Genomic DNA, 24,400 nt, shown 5'->3' on the forward strand with positions numbered 1-24,400 from the left:
CGGTCGTCCGGCTCATCCGGCGAGCGCGGCCTCGACCGACGGGTAGAGCGCGAACAGGTCGGTGAGGCCGGTGGCCTGCAGCGGACGACTCACCGGCCGCGAGTTCGCGACGAGGCGCAGCGCCACGTCCCGGTTCCGCGACTCGTCGAGCGCCTCCACCAGCAGGGCCAGGCCGCTCGATCCGAGGAACTCGACCGAGAGCATGTCCAGCACGAGCACCGTGGGCTTGCCCTGGAGCTCCTCGTTCACCTTCGCGCGCAGCGCAGGCGTCGTCAGCATGTCGATCTCGCCGGCAAGCCGGATCACCGACGCGCCGTTCGACCGCTGCACGTCCACGCCCAGCGGGTCCTCCGCAGTGAGGTCGTCATCGGTGGCCACGACGTCTGGTCCCCCTCCGGTCAGTCGGGTGTGGTCCGAACTCGGCGTCGGTCCAGGGAAAACGTACTTGCCGTGCTCGTGACCCTACTCGTCACCCCCCGTGGGCACGTGTTCACGACACCGATGACGGCCTCCGCGTGCCGAAGAGCACCTGGCCGGGTCGTGCGCCGCACACGATCGTGCCGGTCGTTGGGCCGATCAGGGGTGTTTGCCGTCGCGGGGCGGGGGGGATACCGCCGATGTTGCTGGCGCGCCGGAGACCACCCCCCGTGCGGGCGCCCCGACTGGGAGGATCGCCATGGCCGACATCCGACTCCTGCCCGGGCCCATCATCGATGAATGGGACTGGCAGCTCCACGGTGCGTGCCGTGGGATGGACTCGAGTTTCTTCTTCCACCCCGACGGCGAACGGGGTCCCCGACGCGAGCACCGCGCCGCCGAGGCCAAGCGGGTCTGCGCGTCCTGCCCGGTCATCGAGCCGTGCCGTCGCCACGCCCTCGCGACCCGTGAGCCCTACGGCGTCTGGGGCGGCCTGACCGAGGACGAGCGACGCCTGGCCCTGCGCGGCGGTCGTCGCACGGACGACGAGGCCGGCGCCGTCGTCTACGAGGCGCCGTCCCCCGTCTAGAGGCCCTGGAGTCAGGGGCCTAGAGGTACTGGCCGCCGTCGTCCCCGCCCTGCGCGGGACGGCTGCGACCCTGGCGCATCTGCTCGAGCTGGCCCCGTGCGGCCATCTGCTGCGCGAGCACGGCGCTCTGGATGCCGTGGAAGAGACCCTCGAGCCACCCGAGGAGCTGGGCCTGCGCGATGCGCAGCTCGGCCTGCGAGGGCGCCGCGTCGGACGAGAACGGCAGCGTGATGCGGCGCAGCTCCTCGCGCAGCTCCGGCGCGAGCCCCTGCTCGAGCTCGCGGATCGACCGCTCGTGGATGTCGGCGAGACGCGCGCGCCCCGCCTCGTCGAGCGGCGCCGCGCGGACCTCCTCGACGAGCTTGCCGACCATCCCGGCCACCCGCATCACCGCGCCCGGGGAGGCCACCAGCTCCCCCGTGCCGGCACCCTCCCCCGCGCCCGACGCCGCGGCCGCCGCCAGCGCCGACGACGGGCGTTCGTCCTGATCACTCATGGCCCCATCATGGCGGGCCGCGCCCCCGTCGGCGCGCTGGTCCCCGTCGCGGCGACACGGTCGCGGGCCACGCGCTTCGCCGTCACGGGAGCGGGGTATGAAGGGCGCGAGGTGAGTCGTGGACACAAGGATCAGGCTGGCCCTCGACACCACGGGGGACGGCGGGACGAAGGTGCGTGGCGAGGCCGCGCCCGATGACGGTCGCGCGGTCGACGAGGACGCGGTGCCGCACGTCGTCGTCGTGGCCCTCACCGGTCCGCTGTCCGAGCTCACCGCCCGGCCCCTGGCGGTCCGGATCGTCGAGCTCCTGCGCCGCCACGGCGGGGTCGTCGTGGACGTGTCGGGCATGCGTCTCACCCACTCCGGCGCGGTGCACGCCTTCGCCGAGGCGGCCGCCCTCGCCGGGGAGTGGCCCGACGTGCGGCTGGCCCTCGCCGCGCCGGACGCCACGACGGCCGCCCTGCTGGTGAGCTCGCGGGTCGCCCAGCGGGTGCCCGTGCACCCCGACACCGCGACGGCCGTCGCCCACCTCGACGAGCGTCCGGAGCTCGTGCGCGGCTGGTGGCGGTTCACCGTCGACCCGCAGGCCCCGGGAGCCGCGCGCGGGCACGTCCGGCGCGTCTGTCACCGCTGGGCGGTCGACGAGGAGGCGCGTGAGGCGGCCGAGATCGTCGTGACGGAGCTGGTCACCAACGCCGTCGAGCACGCGGAGAGCGCGTCGGTCGTCGAGGTGGAGCGCCGCGAGCACTCGTTGCGGCTCACCGTCCGCGACTTCGACCTCGCCCCGCTGCCCGAGGCCCACCTCCCGGAGCCGACCTCGCCGCGCGGGCGCGGGCTCGCCATGGTCGCCGCCGTGTCGAGCGCCTGGGGCGTCGAGCCCCACCGCGACGGCAAGACCGTGTGGTCGGAGATGACCACCTCGGCCTAGGCCGCTCAGGCGGCCGCCGCCTCCGGGGGCTCGCGGTGCGCGAGCAGTTCGAGCACGGCGCGCTCCACGTGGGCGCGCATCGCCCGGTCGTCGAGCCCCGAGCCCTCGCGGACCGCGTCCGCGATCGTGCGGCCGTTCTCGAAGTGGCTGACGAGCACCGGGTCGACGTAGGAGCGCCGGCAGACCGCCGGGGTGTTGCCGAGCTGCTCGGCGACCGACTTCATCGTCCGCGTCACGGCGCTCTTGAGCGTGCGCTCGGCGCGCGGCGGCCCGCCGGTGTCGTCGCACTCCCCCGCGAGGGCCACCGCGGCCTGCACGCCGGCGTTCCAGGTGCGCAGGTCCTTGGCGGTGAACTCCTCGCCGATCAGCTCGCGCACGGCGTCGTTGACGTCCTGCGCGGTGACGTCGTGCCACGGCCCGCGGTCGCCGCCGCGTCCGCCGCGCCGGAAGGCCAGGAGGTCCTCGCCCCCGCCGCGGCGCCGCTTCAGCGAGCTGACCAGCCCGTGGATGTGCTCGTCGTACAGCGTGATCCGCCGCGGCACGCCGGACTTCGCGACGTAGCGGAACTCGACGCCGCCGTCGCGGCGGGCCACGGCGTGCTCGCGGCGCAGCGTGGCGAGCCCGAACGACGCGTCGCCGGGCGAGTCCTCGTTGGCGTACTCCTCGTGCCCGACACGGAAGACGCCGAGGTCGAGCATCCACACCGCGCCGGCGAGCACGCGGTCGCGTCCGAGGCCCTTGCCGCGGGCGAGGCGGGCGTCGATCTCGGCCCGGGCGTCGCCGATGACCTGGCCGAGGCGCGCGACGCGGACGAACTTCTCCTCGCCGCGCTGCCGGGTCCACTCGTCGTGGTACCGGTACTGGCGGCGCCCCGCGGCGTCGGTGCCGACGGCCTGGATGTGCCCGCGGGGGTCGGGGCAGATCCAGACGTCCTGCCACGCGGGCGGGATGACGATCGCGTTGATCCGCTCCAGGTGCGCGGCGTCGGTGATCGCCTCGCCCGTCTCGCGGTCGAAGTAGCTGAACCCCTTGCCGCGCTTGCGTCGGCCGATCCCGGGCCCGTGGGGGTCGATGTGCACCAGATCCACCGGCCGGGCGTACCCCTCTTCCACCGGTTGCGAACGCCGTTTCTGCCGGGGCGCCGTCGGCAACCAGTGTCCGGTGACCGGTGTTCCCGAGGACCTCCTCGGCCCCTGCGGCCCCGTCGACCGCTCCACCCTCGACGCCGTCGACGCGGCCGTCGCGCGCGTGCTCGGGGAGGGCGTCGCGCTCGGCGACGGCCAGCGCGAGGCGGTGCTCGGCGCGCTCGTCGACGACTGTCTCGCGGTCCTGCCACCGGCCGCCGGCAAGACCGCGGTCTACGCCGTCACCGGGCTCGTGCTCGGCGGCCCGACGATCGTGGTGTCGCCGACGCTCTCGCTGCACCGCGACCAGGTCGCCCACCTCGGCGACGCCGGTGTCCGCGCCGCGGTGCTCAACTCGGGTCTGTCGGCGCGGGACCGGTCGGCGGCGCTCGACGGGTTCGGCGCGGGCGAGGTCGACGTGCTCGTGACCTCCCCCGAGCAGCTCGCGCGCACCGACGTCCTCGAGGCCCTGGCCGTGGGGGCGCCGACGCTGCTGGCCGTCGACGAGGTGCACTGCGTGTGCGACTGGGGCCCGGACTTCCGCCCCGACTACCTCACCCTCGCCGTCGCCCGGCGCCGGCTGGGACACCCGCGCCTGTTGGGCCTGACCGCGACCGCGTCGGTGCCCGCGCGCCAGGAGATCCTCGAGCTGCTCGGGGTGCCGGACGCGTGCGTGGTCGTCCGCGACCCCGATCGCCCGCACATCCACCTCACCGCGCACCTCGTGCACGACGAGCAGGCGAAGTGGGACCGGCTGGTCCGCGAGGTCGCCGCGCTCGAGGGCACCGGGATCGTCTACGTCACGACCCGCGCGCACACGACGCTCGTCCGGGACCGGCTGCGGGGGTCCGGCGTCGCCGCGGAGGCGTACCACGGCGGGATGAAGGGTCCCGAGCGCGCGCGCGTCCAGGACGCGTTCATGGCCGGCGACGTCCCGGTGGTCGTCGCCACCAGCGCGTTCGGGATGGGCATCGACAAGCCCGACGTCCGGTGGGTCGTCCACGGCGACACGCCCACGTCGATCGACGCCTACCACCAGGAGATCGGGCGGGCCGGCCGCGACGGCCGCACGGCGACGGCCGTGCTGTTCCACCGGCCGCAGGATCTCGTCCGACCCCGGCTCTTCGCCTCCGGCCGGGACGCCGGGGAGAAGGCGCTGGAGACGGTGCTCGCGGCGGTCCGCCGGAATCCCGAGGGCGTCGAGGAGGGCGAGCTCGCGGCACCGGCGGGGCTGTCGAAGGCCGCGCTCTCCCGGGCGGTGCCGGCGCTCGTCGCGCTGGGCGCGGTCCGCAGGCTCTCGGGGCGCCGGATCGCTCCGGGGGATGCGCTCGGTGCGGATGACGGCCTCGCCGGGACCGCAGCCGGGCTCGTGCGACGGCGTCGGGAGCGCGAGCAGAGCAAGGTCGAGCTGGTGCGCCGGTACGCGGAGGCCACCGGGTGCCGGCGGCGGACCCTGCTCGAGGCGCTCGGCGAGACGCGGGACGAGCCGTGCGGCCACTGCGACCAGTGCGACGCCGGGCGGCCGGGGGATCCCGGGGACCGGACGGGGCTGCACGACGCCCCGGCCGACGGTGACCCCGTGCCGGGCGAGGCCGTCCGTCACCAGGAGTGGGGCCGGGGCACCGTCACGACGGTCGCCGAGGACTCCGTCGTCGTGCTCTTCGACGGGGGCGGCTACCGCACGCTCTCCCTGCCGGTGGTCCGCGAGAAACACCTGCTCGAACCCGCGTGAGCGTCACGTTTCCGGCACTGCTCGGCGGCCGATCCCCGGCGTGACACCGCCCACGTCAGGAAGGCGCCCGTGCTGCACGAACCGATCGAATCGACGCTGGCCCCGCCGGCCTCCGAGCCGCCCCTGGCTCCCCGTACCCCCGCCGACCTGCTCCCGCTGGCGCGCCGTGCCCGTCGCGACGCCGGCTCGGCCCGCGAGTTCGCGGTCGCCCTGCTCGCCCGCGGCTGGGCCGCGACCAGCGCCGCCGCGGTCTCCGGCCTCGCCGTGAGCGCCGTGACCGCGCTGTCGCGGGTCCGGCGCCCGGGCACGGCCGCCGCATCGGTGGCCGACGACGTCGCCGCCCGCGCCCGTCGTCGCGCGGCCCACCGCACCTGACATCCTGCGCTCCCCCACCCCACCTGACCCAGGGAGTCCACCGGTGCCCGTCGAGCCCGATCTCGCCGAGCTCGCCACTGCCCACGGCATCGCGGTCCGCTACCGCGACAGCTCGGAGCGCGAGGTCGAGCTCGACCGCGACGTGGTGATCGACGTCCTCCACGCCCTCGAGGTGGACGCGTCGACGCCGTCCGCGCTCGCGTCGGCGCTCGACGCCGTGCGCGGCGCGGACCCCGACGCGCTGCCGGCGACGGTGGTGGTCGACGAGGGGCACGAGCGTGCGCTGCCCGCGGCGGGTGTCGTGACCCTCGAGGACGGCTCGGTGCGCGAAGTGGGCACGACGCTGCCGACCGACCTGCCCGTCGGCTACCACCGGCTGGCCTGCCGCGGGCAGGACGTCACGCTGATCGTGGCGCCGCCCCCTCTGCCGCCGCCGCCCGCGACGTGGGGATGGATGGCGCAGCTGTACGCGCTGCGCTCGGCGGGCTCGTGGGGCTGCGGCGACTACGCCGACCTCGCCTCGCTGCTCGCGCGCACGGCCGGGGAGCAGGACGCCGGCGCGCTGCTGGTGAACCCGCTGCACGCGCTCGCGCTGGACCCGCGGGTCGAGGCGTCGCCGTACTCGCCGTCGAGCCGGCGGTTCCTGCACCCGCTCTACATCCGCGTCGCCGACACCGCGGCCTACGCGGCGGCGCCGGCGTCGGTGCGGGCCGAGGTGGACGCGCTGCGTCCCGCCGGCGGCGACCTGGTCGACCACGACGCGGTGTGGGCGGCCAAGAGCGCGGCGCTGGAGCTGCTGCGCCCGTACGACCCGGCGGCGCCGTCGGACGTCGAGGCCCTCGAGGAGGGTGAGCGGGACGTCGCCACCTGGTACGCGCTGGCCGAGCGCCACGGCAGCGACCTGCGGTCGTGGCCGGCGGGCCTGGCTCACGTCGGGGACTCGGGGGTGCCCGACGCCCGCGCCGAGCTCGCCGACCGCGTGCTCTTCCACGCCTGGTGCCTGGACCTCGCCGACGCCCAGCTCGGCGCCGCGCACCGTGCGGCCGAGGGCATGGCGGTCGGGCTGATCGCGGACCTCGCCGTCGGCTGCTCGTCCGGCGGCGCCGACGCCTGGACGCTGGCCGACGCGCTCGCGCCCGGGGTGACCGTCGGCGCGCCGCCCGACGACTTCAACCAGCAGGGCCAGGACTGGGCGCTCCCGCCGTGGCGGCCGGACGCCCTGGCGGCGTCGGGGTACGCGCCGCTGCGGTCGATGATCCGCGCGGTGCTGCGTCACGCCGACGGGATCCGCGTGGACCACGTCGCGGGGCTGTGGCGGCTGTGGTGGATCCCGCCGGGCCGCGGGGCGCGCGAGGGCGCCTACGTGCACTACGACGCGCGGGCGATGCTCGCCGTCGTCGCGATCGAGGCGTCCCGGGCCGGCGCGGTGGTGGTCGGCGAGGACCTGGGCACCGTGGAGCCGGAGGTCACCGAGGGGCTCGCCGAGCACGGGATGCTGGGCTGCGCGGTGCTGTGGTTCCAGCGCGACTCCTCGGGTGACCTGCTGCCGCCGCGGTGCTGGCACCCCGAGACCCTCGCGAGCATCTCGACCCACGACCTGCCGACCGCCGCCGGGTTCCTGCGCGACGAGCACGTGCGGGTGCGCGCCGAGGCCGGGGTGCTCGACGACGTCGAGGAGGCGCGCGCGGCAGCGGCGCGGGACCGGGCCGAGCTGCTCGACCTGCTCGCGTCCGAGGGGTTCGGGGTGTCGGAGTCCGCCACCCCGGACGAGATCGTGCTCGCGATGCACCGGCTCCTGGCGACGGCGCGCTCGCGGATCGTGCTCGCGGCGTTCACCGACGTCCTCGGCGACGTGCGCCAGCCCAACCTGCCCGGGACCGTCGACACCTACCCCAACTGGCGCATCCCGCTGTCCCACTCCCTCGACACGCTCCTCGCCGACCCCCGCGTGGTGTCTGTCGCCTCGGCCCTCCGTGAGCGGACTTCCCGGCTATAGCCGGGAAGTTCGCTCACGGGCAGCGAGGGCGCAGCGCGAAGGGCTCGTCCCACTCGAGCGGGCGGAGGAGCGCCTCGACCTCCCGCGCCGTGCGGCACGGGAGCGTCGTGACCTCGAACCACCCGAACGGGACCGACGGCACACCCACGAGCACGGCTGCCACCGAGCGGCGTCGGTCGACGAGAGCAGTGCGCGGGTCCCGGTGCCCGCCGAACCCGTCGAGGCGGACGATCGCCCGCCCGCCGGGGAGGTCGTAGGCGATGTCCTCGTAGCGACGGACCCCGTCGACGAGGACGGGCGTCTGCCGGCGGCCGATCGGGAGCCCGTGCGCCTGCTCGACGTCGACGAGGTAGCGGTGCTCCAACGGCGACAGGACACCGTCGCGGAGGAGCGCCACGGCGTCCGCGATGACACGGCCGTGTCGGGGCGGCCTGCGCAGCTCCACCGCGCGTTCGAGAGCGAGCGGGTGGACGCCCGCGTCGAGGGCGTACCGGTGGGCGCGTCGGGACGCCTCCTGGGCGTCCGGTGCGGCAACGGCGAGGTCGAGCACGGTGTGCACCCGGTTCGTCCGCGGCGGAGCGCCCTCGCACCCGATGTGGGCGAACGCCCGCGAGCGGTGCACCTTCACCCCGTCCAGCCGGGCCGCGGAACAGCCGTAGCGGACGGTCACGTGGATCGGCCGCTGGTCGTCGGCGGTCACGAATCCGTGCAGCTCGCCCGCGGTCTCGTGACTGAGGATGGCCCCGCCCCGGCACGCGAGGAGAGCGCCGATACGCCGTGCCTGCACGGTGGGTGGCCCGGAGTAGGTCACGTAGACCCCTTCGTGGAGCCGCTGCCACCGGCCCGCGTCGAGGTGGGCCTGGATGCCGTGATCGGTGAAGCCGCGGGCGAGCAGCTGCGTGCGGGTCATCACTCCGTGCTGGTCGCGGCGGAGGCGCTGCCAGGAATCGAGGTCATCGTCCATGACCGGTTGGACGCAGGCGCACGTCCGGCGGCTCCCTCACGTCCACCCGTGAGCGAACTTCCCGGCTATAGCCGGGAAGTTCGCTCACATGGGGAGCGCGTCGACGGCGGAGACGCCGCGGTCGGGGAGGGCCGTGGGGGACTCCTGGTGGTACGCGCCCGAGGGCAAGATGCCCGCGGCGCCGCGGCGCGCCATGACCTGCTGCTGCGAGTGCACGTCCTCGCCGTGGGCGTCGGGCGGGAGGTCGCGCCAGAACTCGAAGCCGCCCGCCTCGACCAGCGCGGTGCGGTCGAACAGGACGCAGCCCGCCGTCCACGCGACCTTGTAGGCCACGTAGGACTCCGGCGGCGGCGTCGGGCGCCCCGGGCCGTCGAGGTCCAGCGACTCGGCGAGGTGCAGCCCGTTCGCGGCGTTGTGCAGCCGCCAGCGGTCCCAGCCCGGCCCGTCCTTGACCAGCGTCTCCGGCGACACCGCCCCGTCCCACGCCGCGAACGACGTCACCTCGTGGGGTCGCCGGTCCTCGGCGTGCCCGAGCGCCTGCATCGCCGCGCCCACCACCCCGCAGCCCAGCTCGCCGAGCGCGCGGTGCAGGCGCGCCAGCACGCCCGGCTCGAGCCACACGTCGTCGTCGAGGTAGAGCACCGCCGGCGCCGAGGCGCACGACAGCAGGAACGCGCGCTGCTCGGCCATCCCGCGCGGCGGCAGGTGGCGGTGGAGGTCCACCGGGACCCCGCGCCGGCGCAACCAGCGGATCAGCGTCCACGCCGACGGCGTCTCCCAGGAGGGGTCGCCGTCGGACTGGTCGGAGATCGTCAGCCGGAACGCCACGCCGGTCTGCGCCGCGAGGCCCGCGAGCGTGGTCGCCAGCTCGACCGGCCGGCCCCGCGTCGGGATCAGGACGTCGATCACGACCCGCTCCGGATGCGGTCCACCAGCGACGTCGTCGACCGGTCGGGCAGGTACTCGAGGATGACGACGCGCCCGCCGTAGGCGGTGACCGTCGCGGTCTCGCGCAGCATCTCGGGGGTGTAGTCGCCGCCCTTGGCGTAGACGTCCGGGCGCAGCAGGTCGAGCAGCTCGGCGGGGGTGTCGGCGTCGAACGCGGTGACGTGGTCGACGCAGCTCAGCGCGCCGATCACCGCCGCCCGGTCCGCCAGCGGGTTCAGCGGACGCTCCGGGCCCTTGAGGCGCGCCACCGACTCGTCGGAGTTCAGCGCCACCACCAGCACGTCGCCGAGGCGCTTGGCCTGGTTGAGCGACGCGACGTGGCCGCGGTGCACGACGTCGAAGCAGCCGTTGGTGAACACCACGCGCCGCCCGGCCACGCGCTGGTCGTGCACGATCGTCGCGAGCGACGCCGCGTCCAGCAGGGGGCCCTCGGCGGCGGCGACGCGCTCGGCGAGCTCGCCGGTGCCGCACACCGAGGTCGCCGGGCGGCCCACGACGACGTCGGCGGCGGCCTGGGCGAGCTCGACGGCGGTGGCCGCCGGGGTGCCCGCGGCGAGCGCGAGCGCCAGCGCGGCGGTGAACGTGTCCCCCGCCCCGCAGGTGTTCGCCTCCGGCGCGGGGCGCGCGAAGGTGCGGTGCGTCGGGGAGCCGTCGTCGGGCAGCAGCAGCGCCCCGTCGCGGTCGAGGGTGACCACCACCGACGCGGCCCCGGAGCGTTCCCGCAGCTCGGGACCGGCGGCCTCCGCGGCCGCGACCCGGTCGGGCCCGCCGAGCTCGCGGCCCAGCAGGAGCTTCGCCTCCCCGGCGTTGGGGGTGACGACGTCCGGGCGCGCCGGGGCCCAGCGCGCCGGGTCGTGGGCGTCGACGACCAGCCGGCAGCCGCGCTCCCCCGGGGCGCCGAGCAGCGACCCGACCAGCGCCACCGTCTCGTCGTCGAGGATCCCGCCGCCGTAGTCGCAGACGACCACGGCGTCGGCGCCCTCGACCGCCGCGCGCAGGGCGTCGTGCACGGCCGCGCGCCGGTCGGCGTCCAGCGGTTCCCGCGACGACGTGTCGAACCGCGCGACCAGCGCCTCGTCGGCGAGCACCCGCCGCTTGGCCGCGGTGGGACGCGAGGGGTCGGTGACGACGCCCGTAGTACCGACGCCGAACCCGGTGAGCACCTCGCGCACCGTCGCCCCGTCGGGGTCGTCGCCGAGCACCGAGACGAACTCGGTGCGGGCGCCGAGCGCCGCGAGGTTGGCGGCCGTGTTCGCCGCGGCGCCGGGCGAGCCGTGGGTGTGGTCGACCTCGACGACCGGGACCGGCGCCTCGCGCGACAGCCGGTGCGACGGCCCGGTGAGCCACTGGTCGAGCACCGCGTCGCCCAGGACGACCACGCGTGGGGCGACCGCGGCGAGACGCGCGGGCAGGTCGGCGGCCAGCGGGGCGGCGGCCAGGTCGGGAGACTCGGGGCGCAGCAAGGACCCGGACCGCGACACGGACCCGGGGCGCGACATCTCGGGCGCAGCCATCAGCGGACCGTCCGTCCGGGGGAACACGGCCGGGTGCGGATGGCGGTAGGCGTTCCTGCCGACCGGCGCCGTGCGGGTGGTCTCGGTACTGTCGCTCTCCGCTCCGTCTCCGACGGGGTGACCCAGCCGTCACGGGAGTGCCGATGGCCAACGACGCCCCCCAGCCCTCGACGGGCCCCCACACCGCGGGCCCCGACGACCAGACGACGATCGACGCCCGCCTCCTCACACCGAGGGTGGCCGTCGTGGCGCCGGCCGGCGACGTCGACACCGCCACGGCCGGCCCGCTGCGCGAGGCGATCGGCGTGCAGGTCGGCGCCGGGGCGGTGCACGTGGTGCTCGACCTCTCCGGCGTGGAGTTCATGGGGTCGGCCGGTCTGGCGCTGCTCATCGCCGAGCGCGAGGCGGCGATCGCCCGCGAGGGCGAGCTGCGGCTCGCGGGCGTCCCGCGCACCGCGGGGCGTGCCCTGAGCCTCACCGGCCTCACCGAGCTCTTCGACACCTACCCCGACGCCGAGGCCGCGGCGGCCGACCTGCGCTGAGGCGAGGTCCGCCGAGGCGACGTGCGCCGAGGCGACGTGCTCTGGCCTCACGGGTACGAGCCCTCCTCCGACGACGTGACGACGAGCTCGCGCACCTCGCTGCCGGCCGGTCGCGTCAGCGCGTAGAGCACGGCGTCGGCGGTCTGCGCGGGGTCGTTGAGCTTGGCGTCGGCACCCGGCTTGTACTGGTCGGGGCGGTCGTCGAAGAAGTGCGTCCACATGCCGCCCGGGACCAGCAGCGTCACCCCGACCGTGCCGGCGGTCTCCGCGGCGAGCGCGCGGGTGAAGCCGACGACGCCGAACTTCGAGGCGCAGTAGGCGGTCGCGTCCGACACCGCCTTGACGCCGAGGGTCGACGAGACGGTGACGACCTTGCCCCGGCGCTGCTCGAGCTCCGGGAGGGCGGCGCGCACGACCGCGGCGGTGCCCAGCAGGTTGACCATGACGACGCGATCCCACTCCGCGGCGTCGACGTCGACGAGGCGCCCGCAGCGGTCGATGCCGGCGGCGGTGACGACGGCGTCGAGGCCGCCCACCTGGTCGCTCGCCCGCGCCACGGCGTCCTCGGCGGCGCGGGGGTCGGCGAGGTCGACCTCGACGAAGGCGTGCCCGGCGTCGGGGGCCTTGAGGTCGAGGACGACGGGGGTGCCGCCTGCGGCGACGACGGACTCGGCGACGGCGGCGCCGAGGCCGGACGAGCCGCCGGTGATCAGGACGGTGCCAGGGCTGGTCACGGTGTTCCTCCAGTGGGGACGGGTTCGGGTTCGAGGCGCGCGAGCAGCCGCGTGGACGAGCGGCCCGCGTGGTACGGCACGGCGACGACCTCGCCGCCCCAGCCCCGCACCAGCGGGGTCTCGGGCAGCTCGTCGGTCGCGTAGTCGCCGCCCTTGACCCAGACGTCGGGGCGCAGGCGCTCGAGCACCGTGCGCGGGTCGTCCTCGTCGAACACCTCGACGGCGTCGACGGCGGCGAGCGCGCGGAGCATCTCGACGCGGTCGGCCTCGGCGACGACGGGACGGTCGGGGCCCTTGAGCCGGCGCACGGAGGCGTCGGAGTTCAGGCAGACCACCAGCACGCCGTGCTCGCCGGCCAGACGCCGCGCCGCCGCGAGGGTGCGGGCGTGCCCGGCGTGCAGGAGGTCGAAGCAGCCGCCGGTGGCGACCACGGTCGCGCCGCGCTCACGGGCGGCGGCGACGACGTCGGTGGGGGTCTCCGGTGCGGCCCCGGGCTCGGGGTCGCCGGCGTCGAGCGCTCCCGCCCCGCCCGCGGCCACGAAGTCGGCGGCCGCGGCGACGGCGGCGCGCACCGCGTCGTCGAGGGCGGCGCCGTCGGCCAGGGCGACCGCGGCGGTCGCGGCGAACCGGTCGCCGGCGCCGCACGGGTCGCCGCCGCGGGCCGGGTCGGCGGGCGTCACCGAGGTGCCGGTGGCCCCGCGCAGCACGGCGCCGCGGCTGCCCGCGGTGACGGCGACGGCGTCGACGCCCCAGTGCTCGCGCAGCGCCTCGCCCAGCGCGGCGGGCTCGTGCGGGAACCCCCGTGAGCGAAGTTCCCGGCTATAGCCGGGAACTTCGCTCACGTAGGCACGGGCCTCGCTCAAGTTCGGGGTGACGAGCGTGGCGCCGGGGACGGGCGGGGCGCCGTTCGGGTGCGGGTCCCAGACCAGCGGCACCCGGGCCGCGGCGGCGGTGAGGGCCTCGCGGACGGCGGGGTCGGCGGTGAGCCCGCGCCCGTAGTCGGAGACCAGCACCGCGCCGGCCCCGGCGATGGCGTCGAGCACCTCGGAGGAGACCTCGGCGTCCCCGAGCCCGCCCGCGTCCACCCGCAGCAGCACGCGGTCGCCGGCGAGCATCCGGGTCTTGGTCGGCGTGGTCCCGCCGGCGGTCGCGGCGACGACGTCGACGCCCTCCAGCAGGGCGCGCAGCGACTCGGCGTCCTCACCGAGCGCGGTCACGAGCCGCACCGGCCGCGACGAGGAGCGCGACGCGAGCAGGGCCGTCAGGCCGGCGCCGCCCGGTCGCTCGCGCCGGCTCTCGGCCGCGAGCACCGGCGCCGGCGCGTCCGGGCACAGCCGGTCGACGGCGCCGTGGACGTCGACGTCGCGCAGGCAGTCGCCGACGATCACCAGGGGCGCGCTCACGGGACGAGCTCCTGGGTCGCGCGGGCGGGCGCCGAGGCCCGCGACGACAGCGACCGGTCGACCATCTCGCACAGCAGGTGCACGGTCACCAGGTGCGCCTCCTGCACCGACGGGGTCTCCCCCGGCAGGCACAGCGCCTCGCTCGCGGCCTCGGCGAGCGGGTTCGGGCCCGGTCCGGTCAGCGCCCAGACGGAGAGCCCGAGCGAGCGGCCCGCCTCGGCCGCGGCGACGAGGTTGGGGCTGCGCCCGCTCGTCGAGAGCAGCAACAGCACGTCGCCGGGGCGGCCGTGGGCGCGCACCTGGCGCGCGAAGACCTCGTCGTAGCCGTAGTCGTTGCCGAGCGCGGTCATCGAGGACGTGTCCGCGTGCAGCGCGATCGCCGACAGGGGCTCGCGCTCGCCGCGGTAGCGCCCTACGAGCTCGGCGGTCAGGTGCTGGGCCTCCGCCGCGCTGCCGCCGTTGCCGGCCGCGAGCAGGCGCGAGCCGCGGCTCAGGCGGGTGGCGAGGTCGACACCCCAGCGCTCGATGCGTCCGGACTCCCCGGCCAGGCCGTCGAGCGTGGCCCGCAGCCCGCCGAGGTGCCGGTGCACGATCCTGTCGGCGCTCATGCGGGGCTCCCCGTGGTCAGGACGCCGGAGGACACCGTGGTCGACGCGACGACGCCCGCGTACGCCTGCTCGTGGGCGGCGGCGACGCGGTCCCAGCCGTACTCGGCGACCGCACGACGTCGCCCGGCCCGCCCGAACGTCCGGGCGCGGCGGGGATGGGCCCGCAGCGCGTCGAGCGCCGCGGCCACCGCCGCCGGGTCGCCCGCCGGGACGTGGTGGCCGGTGACGCCGTCGACGACGGTGTCGGCGAGCCCTCCCACGGCGGCCGCGACGACGGGGCGCCCGCAGGCCATCGCCTCGAGCGGGACGAGGCCGAACGGCTCGTAGACCGGGACGCAGGCCACGGCGTCGGCGCCGCGGTAGAGCCCGGGGAGCGCGTCGTGGGCAACGGCCCCGAGGAACGTGACGCGGTCGGCGACCCCCGTCCGCGCGGCGAGCGCCCGCAGGCGGCGGACCTCGGGGTCGTCGTCGAGACGGTCCGCGCTCGGCCCGCCCGCGACGGTCAGCTCCACGTCGCCGGGCAGGCGCCCGAGCGCGGCGATCACGGTGTCGACGCCCTTGCGCGGCACCAGCCGGCTCACCGAGAGCACGCGGAACCCGTCGCGGCCGGAGGTCGATCCCCGCGGCGCCGCATCGCCCGCCGGCGTGAAGTGCTCCACGTCGACCCCGCAGGGCACGACCGTGACCTGCTCGGCCGGCACGCCCAGCGCGGCGAGCTCGTCGGCCTCGTCGCGGCACGTCGCCAGCACCTGGTCGACCTTCGCGCCGAGATCGCTCTCGGCCGCGACCCGGCGGGCCGGGCTCGTGTCGTCGGGGCCCTGGTGGCGGCGCTTGACCGACCCCAGCGCGTGGAACGTCTGCACGATCGGCACGCCGAGGGTCCGGGCCGCGGGCAGGGCCGCCAGCCCCGACATCCAGAAGTGGGCGTGGACGACGTCGGGCCGATCGGCGCGCCAGCAGGCAGCCAGGTCGACCGAGAACGCGTCCATGAGGTCGACGAGCTCGTCCTTGGGCAGCTCGGCCGGCGGGCCGGCGTCGACGTGGTCGACCACGACACCGGCCGCCATCGGCACCCGCCGCGGCGTGCGCGGGTCGGTGCGGCGGGTGTGGACGACCACCTCGTGCCCCGCGTCGGCCAGCGCCAGCGCGAGCGCGCGCACCGCGACGTTCTGGCCACCGGCGTCGACCCCGCCGAGGCCGTTCGACGCCACCAGTGGGCTGGCGTGCTCGGAGACCATCGCGATCCGCATGCGCGCACTCCTCCCACGACCCCCGCGCGGGGTGGTCGCGTCGTCGCTCAGGTGGCGCCACGGGCGCCGGAGAGGTCACGACCGGCGGGTGCCGGTCACAGGGGGGGAAGGGTCAGCCCGCTGGCTGGAGCCGACCCGGTCCACGGGCGAGGGCGGCGTCCGCGTCGACGCCGCCGGGTCCGCCCTCGACGATCTCGGTGAGCAGCCGCTCCCAGTCGTGCAGGAAGCGGTCCACCCCGTGGCGGGCCAGGGCGGAGGCCCGTCCCGCGGCGCCCGCGGCGCGGGCGAGGTCGGGGTCGTCGCGGTAGGTCCGCAGGCCCTCGTTCAGGACCCGCAGGTCGGTGGCGACGACGCCGGCGTCGGCCGGCACGTCGACGGCCACCTCGGTGGTGGCGAGGGCCACCACCGGCATCCCGAGCATCATCGCCTCGATCAGCGACAGGCCCAGGGACGTCCAGCGCACCGGGTGCAGGTAGACGCGTCGGCGCGCCATCTCGGTGTGCAGCCGGCCCTGCGGCAGGTCGCCGCCGATCGCGACGTCCGGGTGGGTCACGGCCTCACCCAGGCGCTCGCTGCCGATCCCGAAGACGTCGAGACCGACGGTGTCGGCGAACCCGGCCAGCAGGTCGGTGCCGGTGACACGTCCGCGGCGCACCGGCTCGTTGACGACGACCGCCGCCCGGCCGATCTCACCGGTGTAGCGGTCACCGGGGTCGAGCACGCCGTGCTCGATGACCCGGGTCGGCGCCCGGCCGGTGTCCCACGCCAGGGCGTTGAAGTGGGTGACGTGGACGACGGGGATGTCGTCGCGGTCGGCGAGCGGGTGCCGCGTCGTCGGCACGTCACCCTTGGGGGTGTTGTGCTCGACGAACACCGCAGGCAGGTCGACGCCGGGGCGCCGACCGGTCCAGCGTTCGGTCAGCTCGATCTCCTCGGGCCGCTGGAGCACCACCGCGTCGATCTCGTCGGCGCGCTCGCGCAGCTGCTCGGGGGTGGCCTCCTGGACGCGTTCCGGCCAGTCCCACGCCGCCGGTCGCCCGCCGCCCCAGGGGCCGCCCTCGGGCAGCACCGGGAGCAGACACGTGTGCCGGCCCTGCACGAAGGCCGTGCTCCAGGAGCCGTGCACGTGCCAGTGCAGGACGGTCCGCGGAACGGACGTCGCGGCGGGCAGGAAGGTCACCGGCGAGGTATTGGTTCCGGCCGGGGACCCATAAACTTCTCCCCCGGAACTACTACTCTCCGTGCACGAGAGCACCCACCGCGGCGACGACATCCTCCGCGCGGACACTGTCGAGACACGGGTGACCAGGCACGGGACAGTCCCTGGCGCGTGTGCCCCGGCACGGCGCCGCTAGATCACCGAGCAGAAGTCGTCGCACTCCGTAAGGAGCCCACCGCTCCGGGGGCACCACGGGGGCGAACAACGAGACGACCGGCACACCCACCGCGGCCGCCAGGTGGGCGGGTCCTGTGTTGCCCACCACCACGGTCTGCGCACCGGCCAGCACGGCCGCGAGCGCACCGAAGGACGTCCGCCCGCCGAGGTCCACGCCGTCGCGTCCGGCCACCCGCGCGGTGAGCGCGGCCTCGCCCGGTGCGCCCGTCACCACCACCCGGTGGCCGGCGGCCGCGAGGGCCGCGACGCCCTCGGTCGCGCGGTGCGGCGACCACGCCCGCGCGGGCACCGACGCCCCGGGGTGCAGCACCACGTAGGGGCCGTCGACGCCGTGCGCGGCGAGTGCCTCGGCGGCCTCGCGGCGGGCGTCGTCGTCGACCGTGACGGCGAGCCGCCCGTCGTCGCCCTCGGGGAGCGCGTGGCCGGCGCGGGCGGCGATCGCGAGCGCGCGCTCGGCCTCGGGGAGGTCGTCGGGCAGGTCGACGGTCGGGTCGAGCGCCGGGTCGCCGGGACGCAGGCGGACGTCGAGCAGGCTGCCGGGGTAGTCGACCGAGGCCGCGGTGATCCGACCGACGTCGGCCATGCGCAGCACGAGGGCGGTCGGCAGCGGCGACTGGTGGAACGAGGTGAGCACCACCGCCTCGTCCGCACCCACGGCGGCGAGCGTGTCGACGACCTCCTCGGTGCCTTCGCGCGTCACCGGCGGGGGCTCGCCGTCGACCCAGGGACAGCGCCACACCTCGACGGCGTCCACCCCGGGCAGCAGGCCGGCCGCCTGGCGGCCGCGCGGCCCGACGAGCATGACGACCTCGTCGGCGCCCGCGGCCACGGCGCGCACCGCCGGCCCGGCCAGCAGGACGTCGCCGTCGCTGTCGAGGCGAACGACCAACACCCTGCTCATGGCCGGAACCCCAACAGCGTGACCGCCCCGGCCAGGTCGTCGGCGAGGATGCCGCGCGTCGCCGCGTCCTCGATCTCCTCGCGGCGGGTCGCGGCGGTCGGCACGAGCACCGCCCGGGCCCCGGCGGCATCGGCGGCCCCGACGTCCGCGGCGATGTCGCCGACCACCGCCACGTCGCCGGGCGCGACACCCAGCGCGGCGGCCGCGTCGAGCACCATGCCGGGCGCGGGCTTGCGGCAGGCGCACCCGTCGTCGCTGCCGTGGCGGCACCACCGCCACACCGCGAACGGGCCGAGGAGCTCGGCGACCCGGGCGTTGACGGCCTCGACCTGCCCGACGTCGAGCAGGCCCCGGGCGATGCCGGACTGGTTGCTGACGACGCCGACCGGGACGCCCGCCGCGCGGACACGCTCCAGCGCCGCCGCCGCGCCGGGCATGGCGCGCACGGCGTCGGGGTCCCCGTTGTAGGGGACGTCGACGACGAGGGTGCCGTCGCGGTCGAACAGCACCGCACGGGGCCGGGTGCTCACGGCCCGGGAGCACACCACGGACCGCGGGGCCCCGCACACCCGTCCCCCCGCGGTGTGGGGAGCGTGTGGCGCGCGAGCCGCATCGGTTTGTGGGTGGGGGGCCGGGGTACACGCCCGGAGACCGGGACCGCGCCGGTCCTGTCCGCTCGAACCGGACGTGACCGCCCTGGAGGGAACCGCGTTGATCCGTACCCAGCCCCCTGAGGACCGGGGTCCGGGTGCGCCGCGTGACGTGGAAGTGCGTGTCCTGGCTCAGCCGGAGGCGCTCGTCACCGTGCGCACCGTCGCGGGCGATCTCGCGGCCCGCGCCGAGTTCCCCCTCGACGCCGTCGACGATCTCCGGCTCGCCGTGGACGAGGCGTGCACCTGCATGGCCGGGCTCGCCCGCCCGGGCACGAAGCTGACCGTCACCTTCACGGTGGACGACGACCGGATCACCGTCACCTCGTCCGTCTCGACGACGGGGCCGACCGGGCTGCCCACCACGACGTTCGCGTGGCGGGTGCTGACCGTCCTGGCCGACGACGTGCGGGTGCTCTCCGAGGCGCCGACCGCTCCCGGCGAGGCGCACCGCCTGGCCCTGCGGATGACGCTCGTGCGTCCCGCGCTCGGGGATCCGCTCGGGGTTGCCGACGACCACGTGCTGCCCCGGGACGCGGCCGTGTCCTTCATGCCCGAGCGTCCCGGGAGCCCGGGGCCGTGACGCCGTCCTCCGACCCGGCGCCCCCTCCCCCTCCAGAGACGACGGATGTGACCTCCATCGACGCCATGGCTGCGACCACCACGACGAGCGAGACGGCCGACGCCGTCGACACCGCGGAGTCCGATCACACCACCGACTCCACCGACACCGCCCCGCGCCCGGCCCCGGACACCGCGACGACGGACAACGGGTCCGGCGGACGGTCGAACGGGCGGCGCAGCTCCTCGCGGGGCGAGTACGACCACCTCATGCCGAAGCTCGCCGAGCACGCCAAGCTCGAGATGGGCTCGCCGGAGCGGCTGCGGCTGCGCGACGAGCTGGTGCGCGGACACCTGCCGGTCGCCCAGCACATCGCGCGGCGCTTCTCGCGTCGCGGCGAGCCGGAGGAGGACCTCGAGCAGGTCGCGACCCTCGGGCTGATCAACGCCGTCGACCGGTACGACCCGGACCGCGGCACCGACTTCCTGTCCTACGCGGTGCCGACGATCACCGGCGAGGTCCGTCGCCACTTCCGTGACCAGGCCTGGTCGATGCGCGTGCCGCGCCGGCTCAAGGACCTCAACGTCACCCTGTCGGCGGCGATGTCGCAGATGTCGCAGACCCTGGGCCGCGCCCCCAACGCTCCCGAGCTGGCCGAGCACCTGGGCATCTCCAAGGAGGAGGTCCTCGAGGCGCTCGAGGCCTCGAACGCCTACCGCAGCGGCTCGCTCGACGAGATGCTCGTCGACGACCCCGACTCCGGGAAGGTGTCCGACCTGCTCGGCGAGGCCGACGCCGCCCTCGAGCAGGTCGAGTACCAGCAGACGCTGGCCCCGCTGCTCGAGAAGCTGCCGCAGCGCGAGCGGACGATCATCAAGCTGCGCTTCTTCGGCAACCTGACGCAGTCGCAGATCGCCGAGCACGTCGGCATCTCCCAGATGCACGTCTCACGCCTGCTCGCGAAGACGCTGGTCCAGCTGCGCGGGGACGTCGGCGACGCGCGGTGAGCCCCCGCCCGACGGCCGTCGTCCTGCGCGACCTCGGCCTGGGCGATCTGCTCGTCGCCGTCCCCGCCCTGCGCCTGCTGCGCCGGGCCCTGCCCGACCACGAGATCGCCCTCGTGGCCCCGGACGCCCTCGCGCCCCTCGTGGCGCGGATCGAGGCGGTGGACACCCACGTGAGCGATTTTCCCGGCTATAGCCGTGAACATCGCTCACGGGTGGATGTGGCCGTGAACCTCCACGGGCGCGGGCCCGAGAGCCACGCGCGCCTCGACGCGCTGTCCCCGCACCGGCGGATCGGGCACGCGGCGCCGGGTTGGGACGGGCCGGCGTGGGTCGACGACCCCGCGCGCCCCGAACGGCGGCGCTGGTGCGACCTGCTCGCCGCGACCGGCCTGGTCGACGACGCGACGGCGCGGGACGGCGCCGACGACCTCACGCTGCCCGGGCGCCGGGCCGTCGCCTCGGGGCCCGTCGTCGTGCACCCCGGCGCCGCCTACGGCGCCAAGCGCTGGCCGGCCGAGCGGTTCGCCGTGTGCGCCGCCGCCCTGCAGGCGCGGGGCCACCCGGTGGTCGTGACCGGCTCGAGCAGCGAGCACCGGCTGACCGCCGAGGTCGTGGCCCGGGCGGGCCTGCCCGTCGACGCCGACCTCGGCGGGCGCACCGACCTCGCCGGCCTGCTCGACCTCGTCGCCGCCTCGGCGCTCGTCCTCGCGGGCGACACCGGCATCAGCCACGTCGCGACGGCGTTCGGCACGCCCTCGGTGACCCTGTTCGGGCCCGTGCCCCCGACGCAGTGGGGCCCGCCGCCCGGCGGCCCCCACGTCGTGCTCGGCGACGACACGGTCCGGCGCGGCGAGCCCTTCGCCGACGACCCCGACCCCGCGCTGCTCGCCGTCACCCCCGCCGACGTCCTGGCCGCGCTCCCCTCCCCCGCCGTCCGGAGCATCGTGGAAACCCCTGTCGGTCGCCCGCGCTCGTGACGGTGCGACGCGGCGGGCCGGCGTCCACCTCGTTCACCACGCTTCGATTTTCGAAGCTTCTTCCGAACCCGTGTCGGAGCAGCCGTGCCCGCCTAGCATCACGATCCGTGAGACTGCGCTACGAGCTCCTGGGCTGTGCGCTGCACGGGCACGCGCTCGTCGGCACCGACGCGGCCACGGTCCGTAGGCAGGACGCGCAGCTCCTGCGGGAGGACGCCGAGGGCCTGCGCTGGCACCGCTGCCTGCGCTGCGACGCCTGGGAGCCCCGGGCGGCGCCCACGACCCCCACCCGGGACACCGCCCCCGGGCCCGACGACATTGAGGTCCCGCTGCGCGGCCGCCCGCTGCGCGACCGCTACGTGCTGCGCCTCATCGCCCTCGACCGCGCCCTGCACGTCGTCGGCCTCGGGCTGCTCGGCACCCTCGTCCTGCTGTTCGCCGCCTACCGGGAGAGCTGGGGCCCGACCGTGGGCCAGATCGTCGGCATCCTCCAGGCGAGCCTCGGCGGTCCGGTCGGGCACGGCGGTCCGACGCTGCTCACCGAGGTCGAGCGCGCCTTCGACGTCCCGTCCTCCACGCTCTACTGGCTCGCGCTCGTGCTGCTCGCCTACGCGGCGCTCGAGGCCGTCGAGGCGGTCGGGCTCTGGTACGCGCGGCGCTGGGCGGAGTACCTGACGTTCGTCGCCACCACCGTCCTGCTCGCGCCCGAGCTCTGGGAGCTGAGCCACGGGCCGACGCCGACGAAGATCCTCGCCCTGGTGGTCAACATCGCCGTGATCGTCTATCTCCTCCTCGCCAAGCGCCTGTTCGGGGTGCGCGGCGGGGGCCGCGCCGAGGAGGCCGAGCGCGCCCACGACACCGGGTGGCCCGCGGTGGAGCGGACCGGCCCCGGCATCGATCGGCTGACGTCGCGCTGAAGACTCGTCACACGAGGGTGGCGTTCGGCCGTCCGAGGTATAGGACGGTTCCGTGACGATCTCCTCGGGGCCGGTCCCGGCCGCACCCCGCGGGCTGCCGCACACCCCCGACCCCGACTGGCACGACGCCCCCGGCCACTGGTCGGAGCTCCTGGGCCGCGCCGGCCTCGTCGCCTACGGGATCGTGCACCTCCTGCTGGCCTGGCTCGCCGCGTCCCTCGCCGCGCTCGGCGCGATGTCGCCGGTCGACCAGGGCGGCGCCGTCGCGATCGTCGCCCGCAGCGGGGTCCTCGGCCGCGTCCTGCTCGTGGTCGCGACGGTGTGCCTCGTGACCTTCGCGGTCTGGCAGGTCCGCGCGGGCACCGTCGGGTTCCGGTGGGTCGAGGGGCGCGGCCTGCGGTGGCGTAAGCGCATCGGCGCGTTCGCCAAGGCCCTCGGCGTCGGCGGCGTCGCCTACCTGGCCGTGCGCGTCCTGGTGAGCGGCCCCGGCGACGGGTCCGACCTGCGGGTCGTCACCACCGAGCTCTTCGCCCTGCCCGGCGGCCGGCTCCTCGTCCTCGTCGCCGCGGTCGTCGTGCTCATCACGGCGATCTCCACCGCGTTCACCGGCGTCCGCGCGACCTTCCTCGGCGACCTCGTCCCCGAGAAGCTCACCCCGCGCCTGCGCCACCTCGCCCGCTGGCTCGGCGCGGTGGGCAACCTGACCCGCGCCGTCGTCTTCGCCGGGGTCGGCGTCCTCGCCCTCGGCGCCGTCCTCGACGACGCCCCGGACGAGGTCGCGGGGCTCGACATCGCGCTGCGCACCGTCGCCGAGCACACGCTGGGCACGACGGCCCTGGCGATCGCGAGCCTCGGCTTCGCCGCCTACGGCCTGTACTGCCTCGTGGACGCCTACGCCCGGCATCCCTGAGCCCCCACCGACACCCGGGGCCGTCGCGGCACCCACAGCCCCGCCACGGCGCCCGCGGCCGTGAGCGCGGCGCACACGGCCATGGTGGGGACGAACCCGGCGAGGAAGTCGGCGGCGTCGGCGTAGCCCCCGAGCGGCGCGAACACCGCCACGAGCAGCGCCAGGCCCAGCACCCCGCCGAGCTCGCGCAGCGTGCTGTTCACCCCGGCCGCCTTGCCGACGTCGGCCGGCCCGAGCCCGCCCAGCACCGCGTTCGCCGCGGCGGGCATGGCCAGCGAGCCGCCGACGCTCGAGACGAGGAAGCCGGGCACGAGGTCGACGTAGGAGAGGTCCGGGGACGCCGCGGCCATCGCGACCCACGCCGTCCCCAGCGCCGTGAGCACCAGCCCGATCACGAGCGGCGGACGGTTGCCGATCCGGTCGGCCAGCATGCCGCCGACCGGCCCGAGCACGAACAGCGCCGACGTCCACGCCATGAGCCCGAGCCCGGCCTGCAGCGGCGAGAACCCGAGGCCGACGGCGAGGAGCTGCGAGTAGAAGAAGACGCCGCCGAAGACCGAGACGAACAGGCCGACGGTCGCGAGGTTGCCCGCGACGAACCCGGGCGCGCGCAACAGGCGGCCGGGCAGCAGCGGCTCGGACGCCCGGCGCTGCCGGAGCACGAAGGTCACCGCCAGCGCTGCGGCGGCGACGAGGGACCCGAGCACCTCGAGCGACCCCCAGCCCGCCACGTTGCCCCGCGTCAGGGCCCACACCAGCGCGAGCGCGCCGGCCGCGAGCAGCACCACCCCGGGGGTGTCCAGGCGCGTGTCGCCGCCGCGGGACTCCGGCACCACCAGGAGCACGAGGGGCACGACGACCAGCCCGATCGGCACGTTGAGCCAGAAGATGGCCTCCCAGCCGACGACGTCGGTGACGACGCCGCCGAGCCCGGGCCCGGCGAGCACGGCGAGTCCGGTGACGCCCTCGAGGACGCCGAGGGCGCGTCCGCGCTGCTCGGGCGGGTACGCGGCGCCGACGAGGGTCAGCGCGAGCGCGGTCACGGCGGCGGCGCCGACGCCCTGGACCGCGCGCGCGACCACCAGCGTCGGCACGTCCGGGGCCAGCGCGCACGCGGCCGAGGCGAGGGTGAACACCACCAGGCCACCGGTGAAGATCCGCCGTCGCCCGAAGCGGTCGCCCAGCGCCGCCGCCGGGACGAGCAGCACGGCGAGCGTGAGGTTGTAGGCGTTCACGGTCCACTCGAGTGCCTCGACGCCGCCGCCGAGGTCCCGGCGGATCGTCGTCAGGGCCGTCGAGACGACCAGCGTGTCCAGCGCGCACATCAGCGAGGTCACCGATGCGAGCAGCAGCACCCCGGTGCGCTGTCGCGGAGACATGAGCCGTCCTCCTCCGACTGGCGGCGGGGGTTGTCCCCGCACTCGTGGACTGGGACTCGGTTCGTCCGCAGGACTCATCGG

At 76.1% G+C, this 24,400-nt stretch carries 25 protein-coding genes; 11 read left to right on the forward strand and 14 right to left on the reverse strand.

From position 1 onward, the window contains the following. Positions 1-12 precede the first annotated feature (12 nt). Positions 13-378, reverse strand: coding sequence for an anti-sigma factor antagonist (locus tag PH191_RS20580; protein WP_274192486.1), 366 nt, complete (start codon positions 376-378; stop codon positions 13-15). Between the two features lie 298 nt (positions 379-676). Here PH191_RS20580 and PH191_RS20585 point away from each other — a divergent pair, with 298 nt between their 5' ends. Next, a complete protein-coding gene (locus PH191_RS20585) occupies positions 677-1,006 on the forward strand; it encodes a WhiB family transcriptional regulator (RefSeq protein WP_274196502.1) in 330 nt (109 codons plus the stop codon). 19 nt (positions 1,007-1,025) lie between these two features. Here PH191_RS20585 and PH191_RS20590 read toward each other — a convergent pair whose 3' ends face one another. Further along, positions 1,026-1,502: a proteasome activator gene (locus tag PH191_RS20590; protein ID WP_274196503.1), complete on the reverse strand. Its 477-nt coding sequence runs from the start codon at positions 1,500-1,502 to the stop codon at positions 1,026-1,028. 118 nt (positions 1,503-1,620) lie between these two features. Between PH191_RS20590 and PH191_RS20595 the strand changes: the two genes are divergently transcribed. Continuing rightward, the gene (locus tag PH191_RS20595; protein WP_274196504.1) at positions 1,621-2,430 is read left to right on the forward strand and encodes an ATP-binding protein; all 810 of its coding nucleotides are present in this window, start codon (positions 1,621-1,623) and stop codon (positions 2,428-2,430) included. 5 nt (positions 2,431-2,435) lie between these two features. Here PH191_RS20595 and PH191_RS20600 read toward each other — a convergent pair whose 3' ends face one another. Continuing rightward, positions 2,436-3,518, reverse strand: coding sequence for a DNA topoisomerase IB (locus PH191_RS20600; RefSeq protein ID WP_274196505.1), 1,083 nt, complete (start codon positions 3,516-3,518; stop codon positions 2,436-2,438). Positions 3,519-3,591: 73 nt separating this feature from the next. Between PH191_RS20600 and PH191_RS20605 the strand changes: the two genes are divergently transcribed. The 3 genes from PH191_RS20605 to PH191_RS20615 all read left to right on the forward strand — a co-directional run bounded on the left by PH191_RS20605 (position 3,592) and on the right by PH191_RS20615 (position 7,657). Continuing rightward, positions 3,592-5,286, forward strand: a complete 1,695-nt coding sequence (locus PH191_RS20605; RefSeq protein ID WP_274196506.1) for a RecQ family ATP-dependent DNA helicase — start codon at positions 3,592-3,594, stop codon at positions 5,284-5,286. Positions 5,287-5,355: 69 nt separating this feature from the next. Then, on the forward strand, positions 5,356-5,661 hold the full coding sequence (locus PH191_RS20610) for a hypothetical protein (protein WP_274196507.1): 306 nt from the start codon (positions 5,356-5,358) through the stop codon (positions 5,659-5,661). Positions 5,662-5,704: 43 nt separating this feature from the next. Beyond that, on the forward strand, positions 5,705-7,657 hold the full coding sequence (locus tag PH191_RS20615; RefSeq protein WP_274196508.1) for a 4-alpha-glucanotransferase: 1,953 nt from the start codon (positions 5,705-5,707) through the stop codon (positions 7,655-7,657). A gap of 13 nt (positions 7,658-7,670) precedes the next feature. Here the strand turns inward: PH191_RS20615 and PH191_RS20620 are convergent, their stop codons facing one another. The 3 genes from PH191_RS20620 to rfaE2 form a co-directional block, all read right to left on the reverse strand. Next, positions 7,671-8,567: a hypothetical protein gene (locus PH191_RS20620; protein WP_274196509.1), complete on the reverse strand. Its 897-nt coding sequence runs from the start codon at positions 8,565-8,567 to the stop codon at positions 7,671-7,673. A gap of 138 nt (positions 8,568-8,705) precedes the next feature. After that, positions 8,706-9,530 (reverse strand): glycosyltransferase family 2 protein, encoded by an 825-nt coding sequence (locus PH191_RS20625; RefSeq protein ID WP_274196510.1) that lies wholly within the window; start codon positions 9,528-9,530, stop codon positions 8,706-8,708. Further along, on the reverse strand, positions 9,527-11,083 hold the full coding sequence (gene rfaE2, locus PH191_RS20630) for a D-glycero-beta-D-manno-heptose 1-phosphate adenylyltransferase (protein ID WP_274196511.1): 1,557 nt from the start codon (positions 11,081-11,083) through the stop codon (positions 9,527-9,529). The genes PH191_RS20625 and rfaE2 overlap by 4 nt, the downstream gene beginning before the upstream one ends. Before the next feature lie 143 nt (positions 11,084-11,226). Between rfaE2 and PH191_RS20635 the strand changes: the two genes are divergently transcribed. Next, a complete protein-coding gene (locus tag PH191_RS20635) occupies positions 11,227-11,625 on the forward strand; it encodes an STAS domain-containing protein (protein ID WP_274196512.1) in 399 nt (132 codons plus the stop codon). Between the two features lie 47 nt (positions 11,626-11,672). On the opposite strand, the gene PH191_RS20640 is transcribed toward PH191_RS20635, so the two are convergent. The 7 genes from PH191_RS20640 to PH191_RS20670 all read right to left on the reverse strand — a co-directional run bounded on the left by PH191_RS20640 (position 11,673) and on the right by PH191_RS20670 (position 18,447). Then, positions 11,673-12,359, reverse strand: a complete 687-nt coding sequence (locus PH191_RS20640; protein ID WP_274196513.1) for an SDR family oxidoreductase — start codon at positions 12,357-12,359, stop codon at positions 11,673-11,675. After that, positions 12,356-13,762: a PfkB family carbohydrate kinase gene (locus PH191_RS20645; RefSeq protein ID WP_274196514.1), complete on the reverse strand. Its 1,407-nt coding sequence runs from the start codon at positions 13,760-13,762 to the stop codon at positions 12,356-12,358. Before PH191_RS20645 ends, PH191_RS20640 begins: the two co-directional genes overlap by 4 nt. After that, positions 13,759-14,370 (reverse strand): D-sedoheptulose-7-phosphate isomerase, encoded by a 612-nt coding sequence (locus tag PH191_RS20650; RefSeq protein WP_274196515.1) that lies wholly within the window; start codon positions 14,368-14,370, stop codon positions 13,759-13,761. Before PH191_RS20650 ends, PH191_RS20645 begins: the two co-directional genes overlap by 4 nt. Next, complete coding sequence (locus PH191_RS20655) at positions 14,367-15,620, reverse strand: glycosyltransferase (protein ID WP_274196516.1); 1,254 nt, start codon at positions 15,618-15,620, stop codon at positions 14,367-14,369. Before PH191_RS20655 ends, PH191_RS20650 begins: the two co-directional genes overlap by 4 nt. 112 nt (positions 15,621-15,732) lie before the next feature. Then, positions 15,733-16,791: a glycosyltransferase gene (locus tag PH191_RS20660; RefSeq protein ID WP_274196747.1), complete on the reverse strand. Its 1,059-nt coding sequence runs from the start codon at positions 16,789-16,791 to the stop codon at positions 15,733-15,735. 61 nt (positions 16,792-16,852) lie between these two features. Further along, positions 16,853-17,917: a glycosyltransferase family 9 protein gene (locus PH191_RS20665; RefSeq protein WP_274196517.1), complete on the reverse strand. Its 1,065-nt coding sequence runs from the start codon at positions 17,915-17,917 to the stop codon at positions 16,853-16,855. Next, positions 17,914-18,447, reverse strand: a complete 534-nt coding sequence (locus PH191_RS20670; RefSeq protein ID WP_274196518.1) for a D-glycero-alpha-D-manno-heptose-1,7-bisphosphate 7-phosphatase — start codon at positions 18,445-18,447, stop codon at positions 17,914-17,916. Before PH191_RS20670 ends, PH191_RS20665 begins: the two co-directional genes overlap by 4 nt. Before the next feature lie 232 nt (positions 18,448-18,679). Here PH191_RS20670 and PH191_RS20675 point away from each other — a divergent pair, with 232 nt between their 5' ends. From PH191_RS20675 to PH191_RS20695, 5 genes are all read left to right on the forward strand, one after another. Beyond that, entirely contained in the window at positions 18,680-19,150 is a 471-nt protein-coding gene (locus tag PH191_RS20675; RefSeq protein ID WP_274196519.1) for an ATP-binding protein, read from the forward strand. A gap of 248 nt (positions 19,151-19,398) precedes the next feature. Next, positions 19,399-20,136: a SigB/SigF/SigG family RNA polymerase sigma factor gene (locus tag PH191_RS20680; protein ID WP_274191699.1), complete on the forward strand. Its 738-nt coding sequence runs from the start codon at positions 19,399-19,401 to the stop codon at positions 20,134-20,136. Continuing rightward, entirely contained in the window at positions 20,133-21,113 is a 981-nt protein-coding gene (locus PH191_RS20685) for a glycosyltransferase family 9 protein (RefSeq protein ID WP_274196520.1), read from the forward strand. The genes PH191_RS20680 and PH191_RS20685 overlap by 4 nt, the downstream gene beginning before the upstream one ends. 107 nt (positions 21,114-21,220) lie before the next feature. Next, a complete protein-coding gene (locus PH191_RS20690; protein WP_274196521.1) occupies positions 21,221-22,030 on the forward strand; it encodes a DUF2127 domain-containing protein in 810 nt (269 codons plus the stop codon). A 52-nt stretch (positions 22,031-22,082) separates the two neighbouring features. After that, positions 22,083-22,940, forward strand: coding sequence for a DUF1206 domain-containing protein (locus PH191_RS20695; RefSeq protein ID WP_274196522.1), 858 nt, complete (start codon positions 22,083-22,085; stop codon positions 22,938-22,940). On the opposite strand, the gene PH191_RS20700 is transcribed toward PH191_RS20695, so the two are convergent. Next, on the reverse strand, positions 22,922-24,319 hold the full coding sequence (locus PH191_RS20700; RefSeq protein WP_274196523.1) for an MFS transporter: 1,398 nt from the start codon (positions 24,317-24,319) through the stop codon (positions 22,922-22,924). The two genes, PH191_RS20695 and PH191_RS20700, sit on opposite strands and share 19 nt — an antisense overlap. Between the last annotated feature and the right edge of the window lie 81 nt (positions 24,320-24,400).

The organism is Actinomycetospora callitridis (genome assembly GCF_028737265.1).
GTDB lineage: Bacteria > Actinomycetota > Actinomycetes > Mycobacteriales > Pseudonocardiaceae > Actinomycetospora > Actinomycetospora callitridis.

What these genes read in the sequence shown, in the direction of transcription:
- PH191_RS20650 (WP_274196515.1), bottom strand. Translation starts at nt 14,370, where the DNA reads ATGAGCGCCGACAGGATCGTGCACCGGCACCTCGGCGGGCTGCGGGCC.
- PH191_RS20680 (WP_274191699.1), top strand. Translation starts at nt 19,399, where the DNA reads ATGCCGAAGCTCGCCGAGCACGCCAAGCTCGAGATGGGCTCGCCGGAG.
- PH191_RS20665 (WP_274196517.1), bottom strand. Translation starts at nt 17,917, where the DNA reads ATGAGCAGGGTGTTGGTCGTTCGCCTCGACAGCGACGGCGACGTCCTG.
- PH191_RS20635 (WP_274196512.1), top strand. Translation starts at nt 11,227, where the DNA reads ATGGCCAACGACGCCCCCCAGCCCTCGACGGGCCCCCACACCGCGGGC.
- PH191_RS20620 (WP_274196509.1), bottom strand. Translation starts at nt 8,567, where the DNA reads ATGACCCGCACGCAGCTGCTCGCCCGCGGCTTCACCGATCACGGCATC.
- PH191_RS20590 (WP_274196503.1), bottom strand. Translation starts at nt 1,502, where the DNA reads ATGAGTGATCAGGACGAACGCCCGTCGTCGGCGCTGGCGGCGGCCGCG.
- PH191_RS20585 (WP_274196502.1), top strand. Translation starts at nt 677, where the DNA reads ATGGCCGACATCCGACTCCTGCCCGGGCCCATCATCGATGAATGGGAC.
- PH191_RS20655 (WP_274196516.1), bottom strand. Translation starts at nt 15,620, where the DNA reads ATGCGGATCGCGATGGTCTCCGAGCACGCCAGCCCACTGGTGGCGTCG.
- PH191_RS20700 (WP_274196523.1), bottom strand. Translation starts at nt 24,319, where the DNA reads ATGTCTCCGCGACAGCGCACCGGGGTGCTGCTGCTCGCATCGGTGACC.
- rfaE2 (WP_274196511.1), bottom strand. Translation starts at nt 11,083, where the DNA reads ATGGCTGCGCCCGAGATGTCGCGCCCCGGGTCCGTGTCGCGGTCCGGG.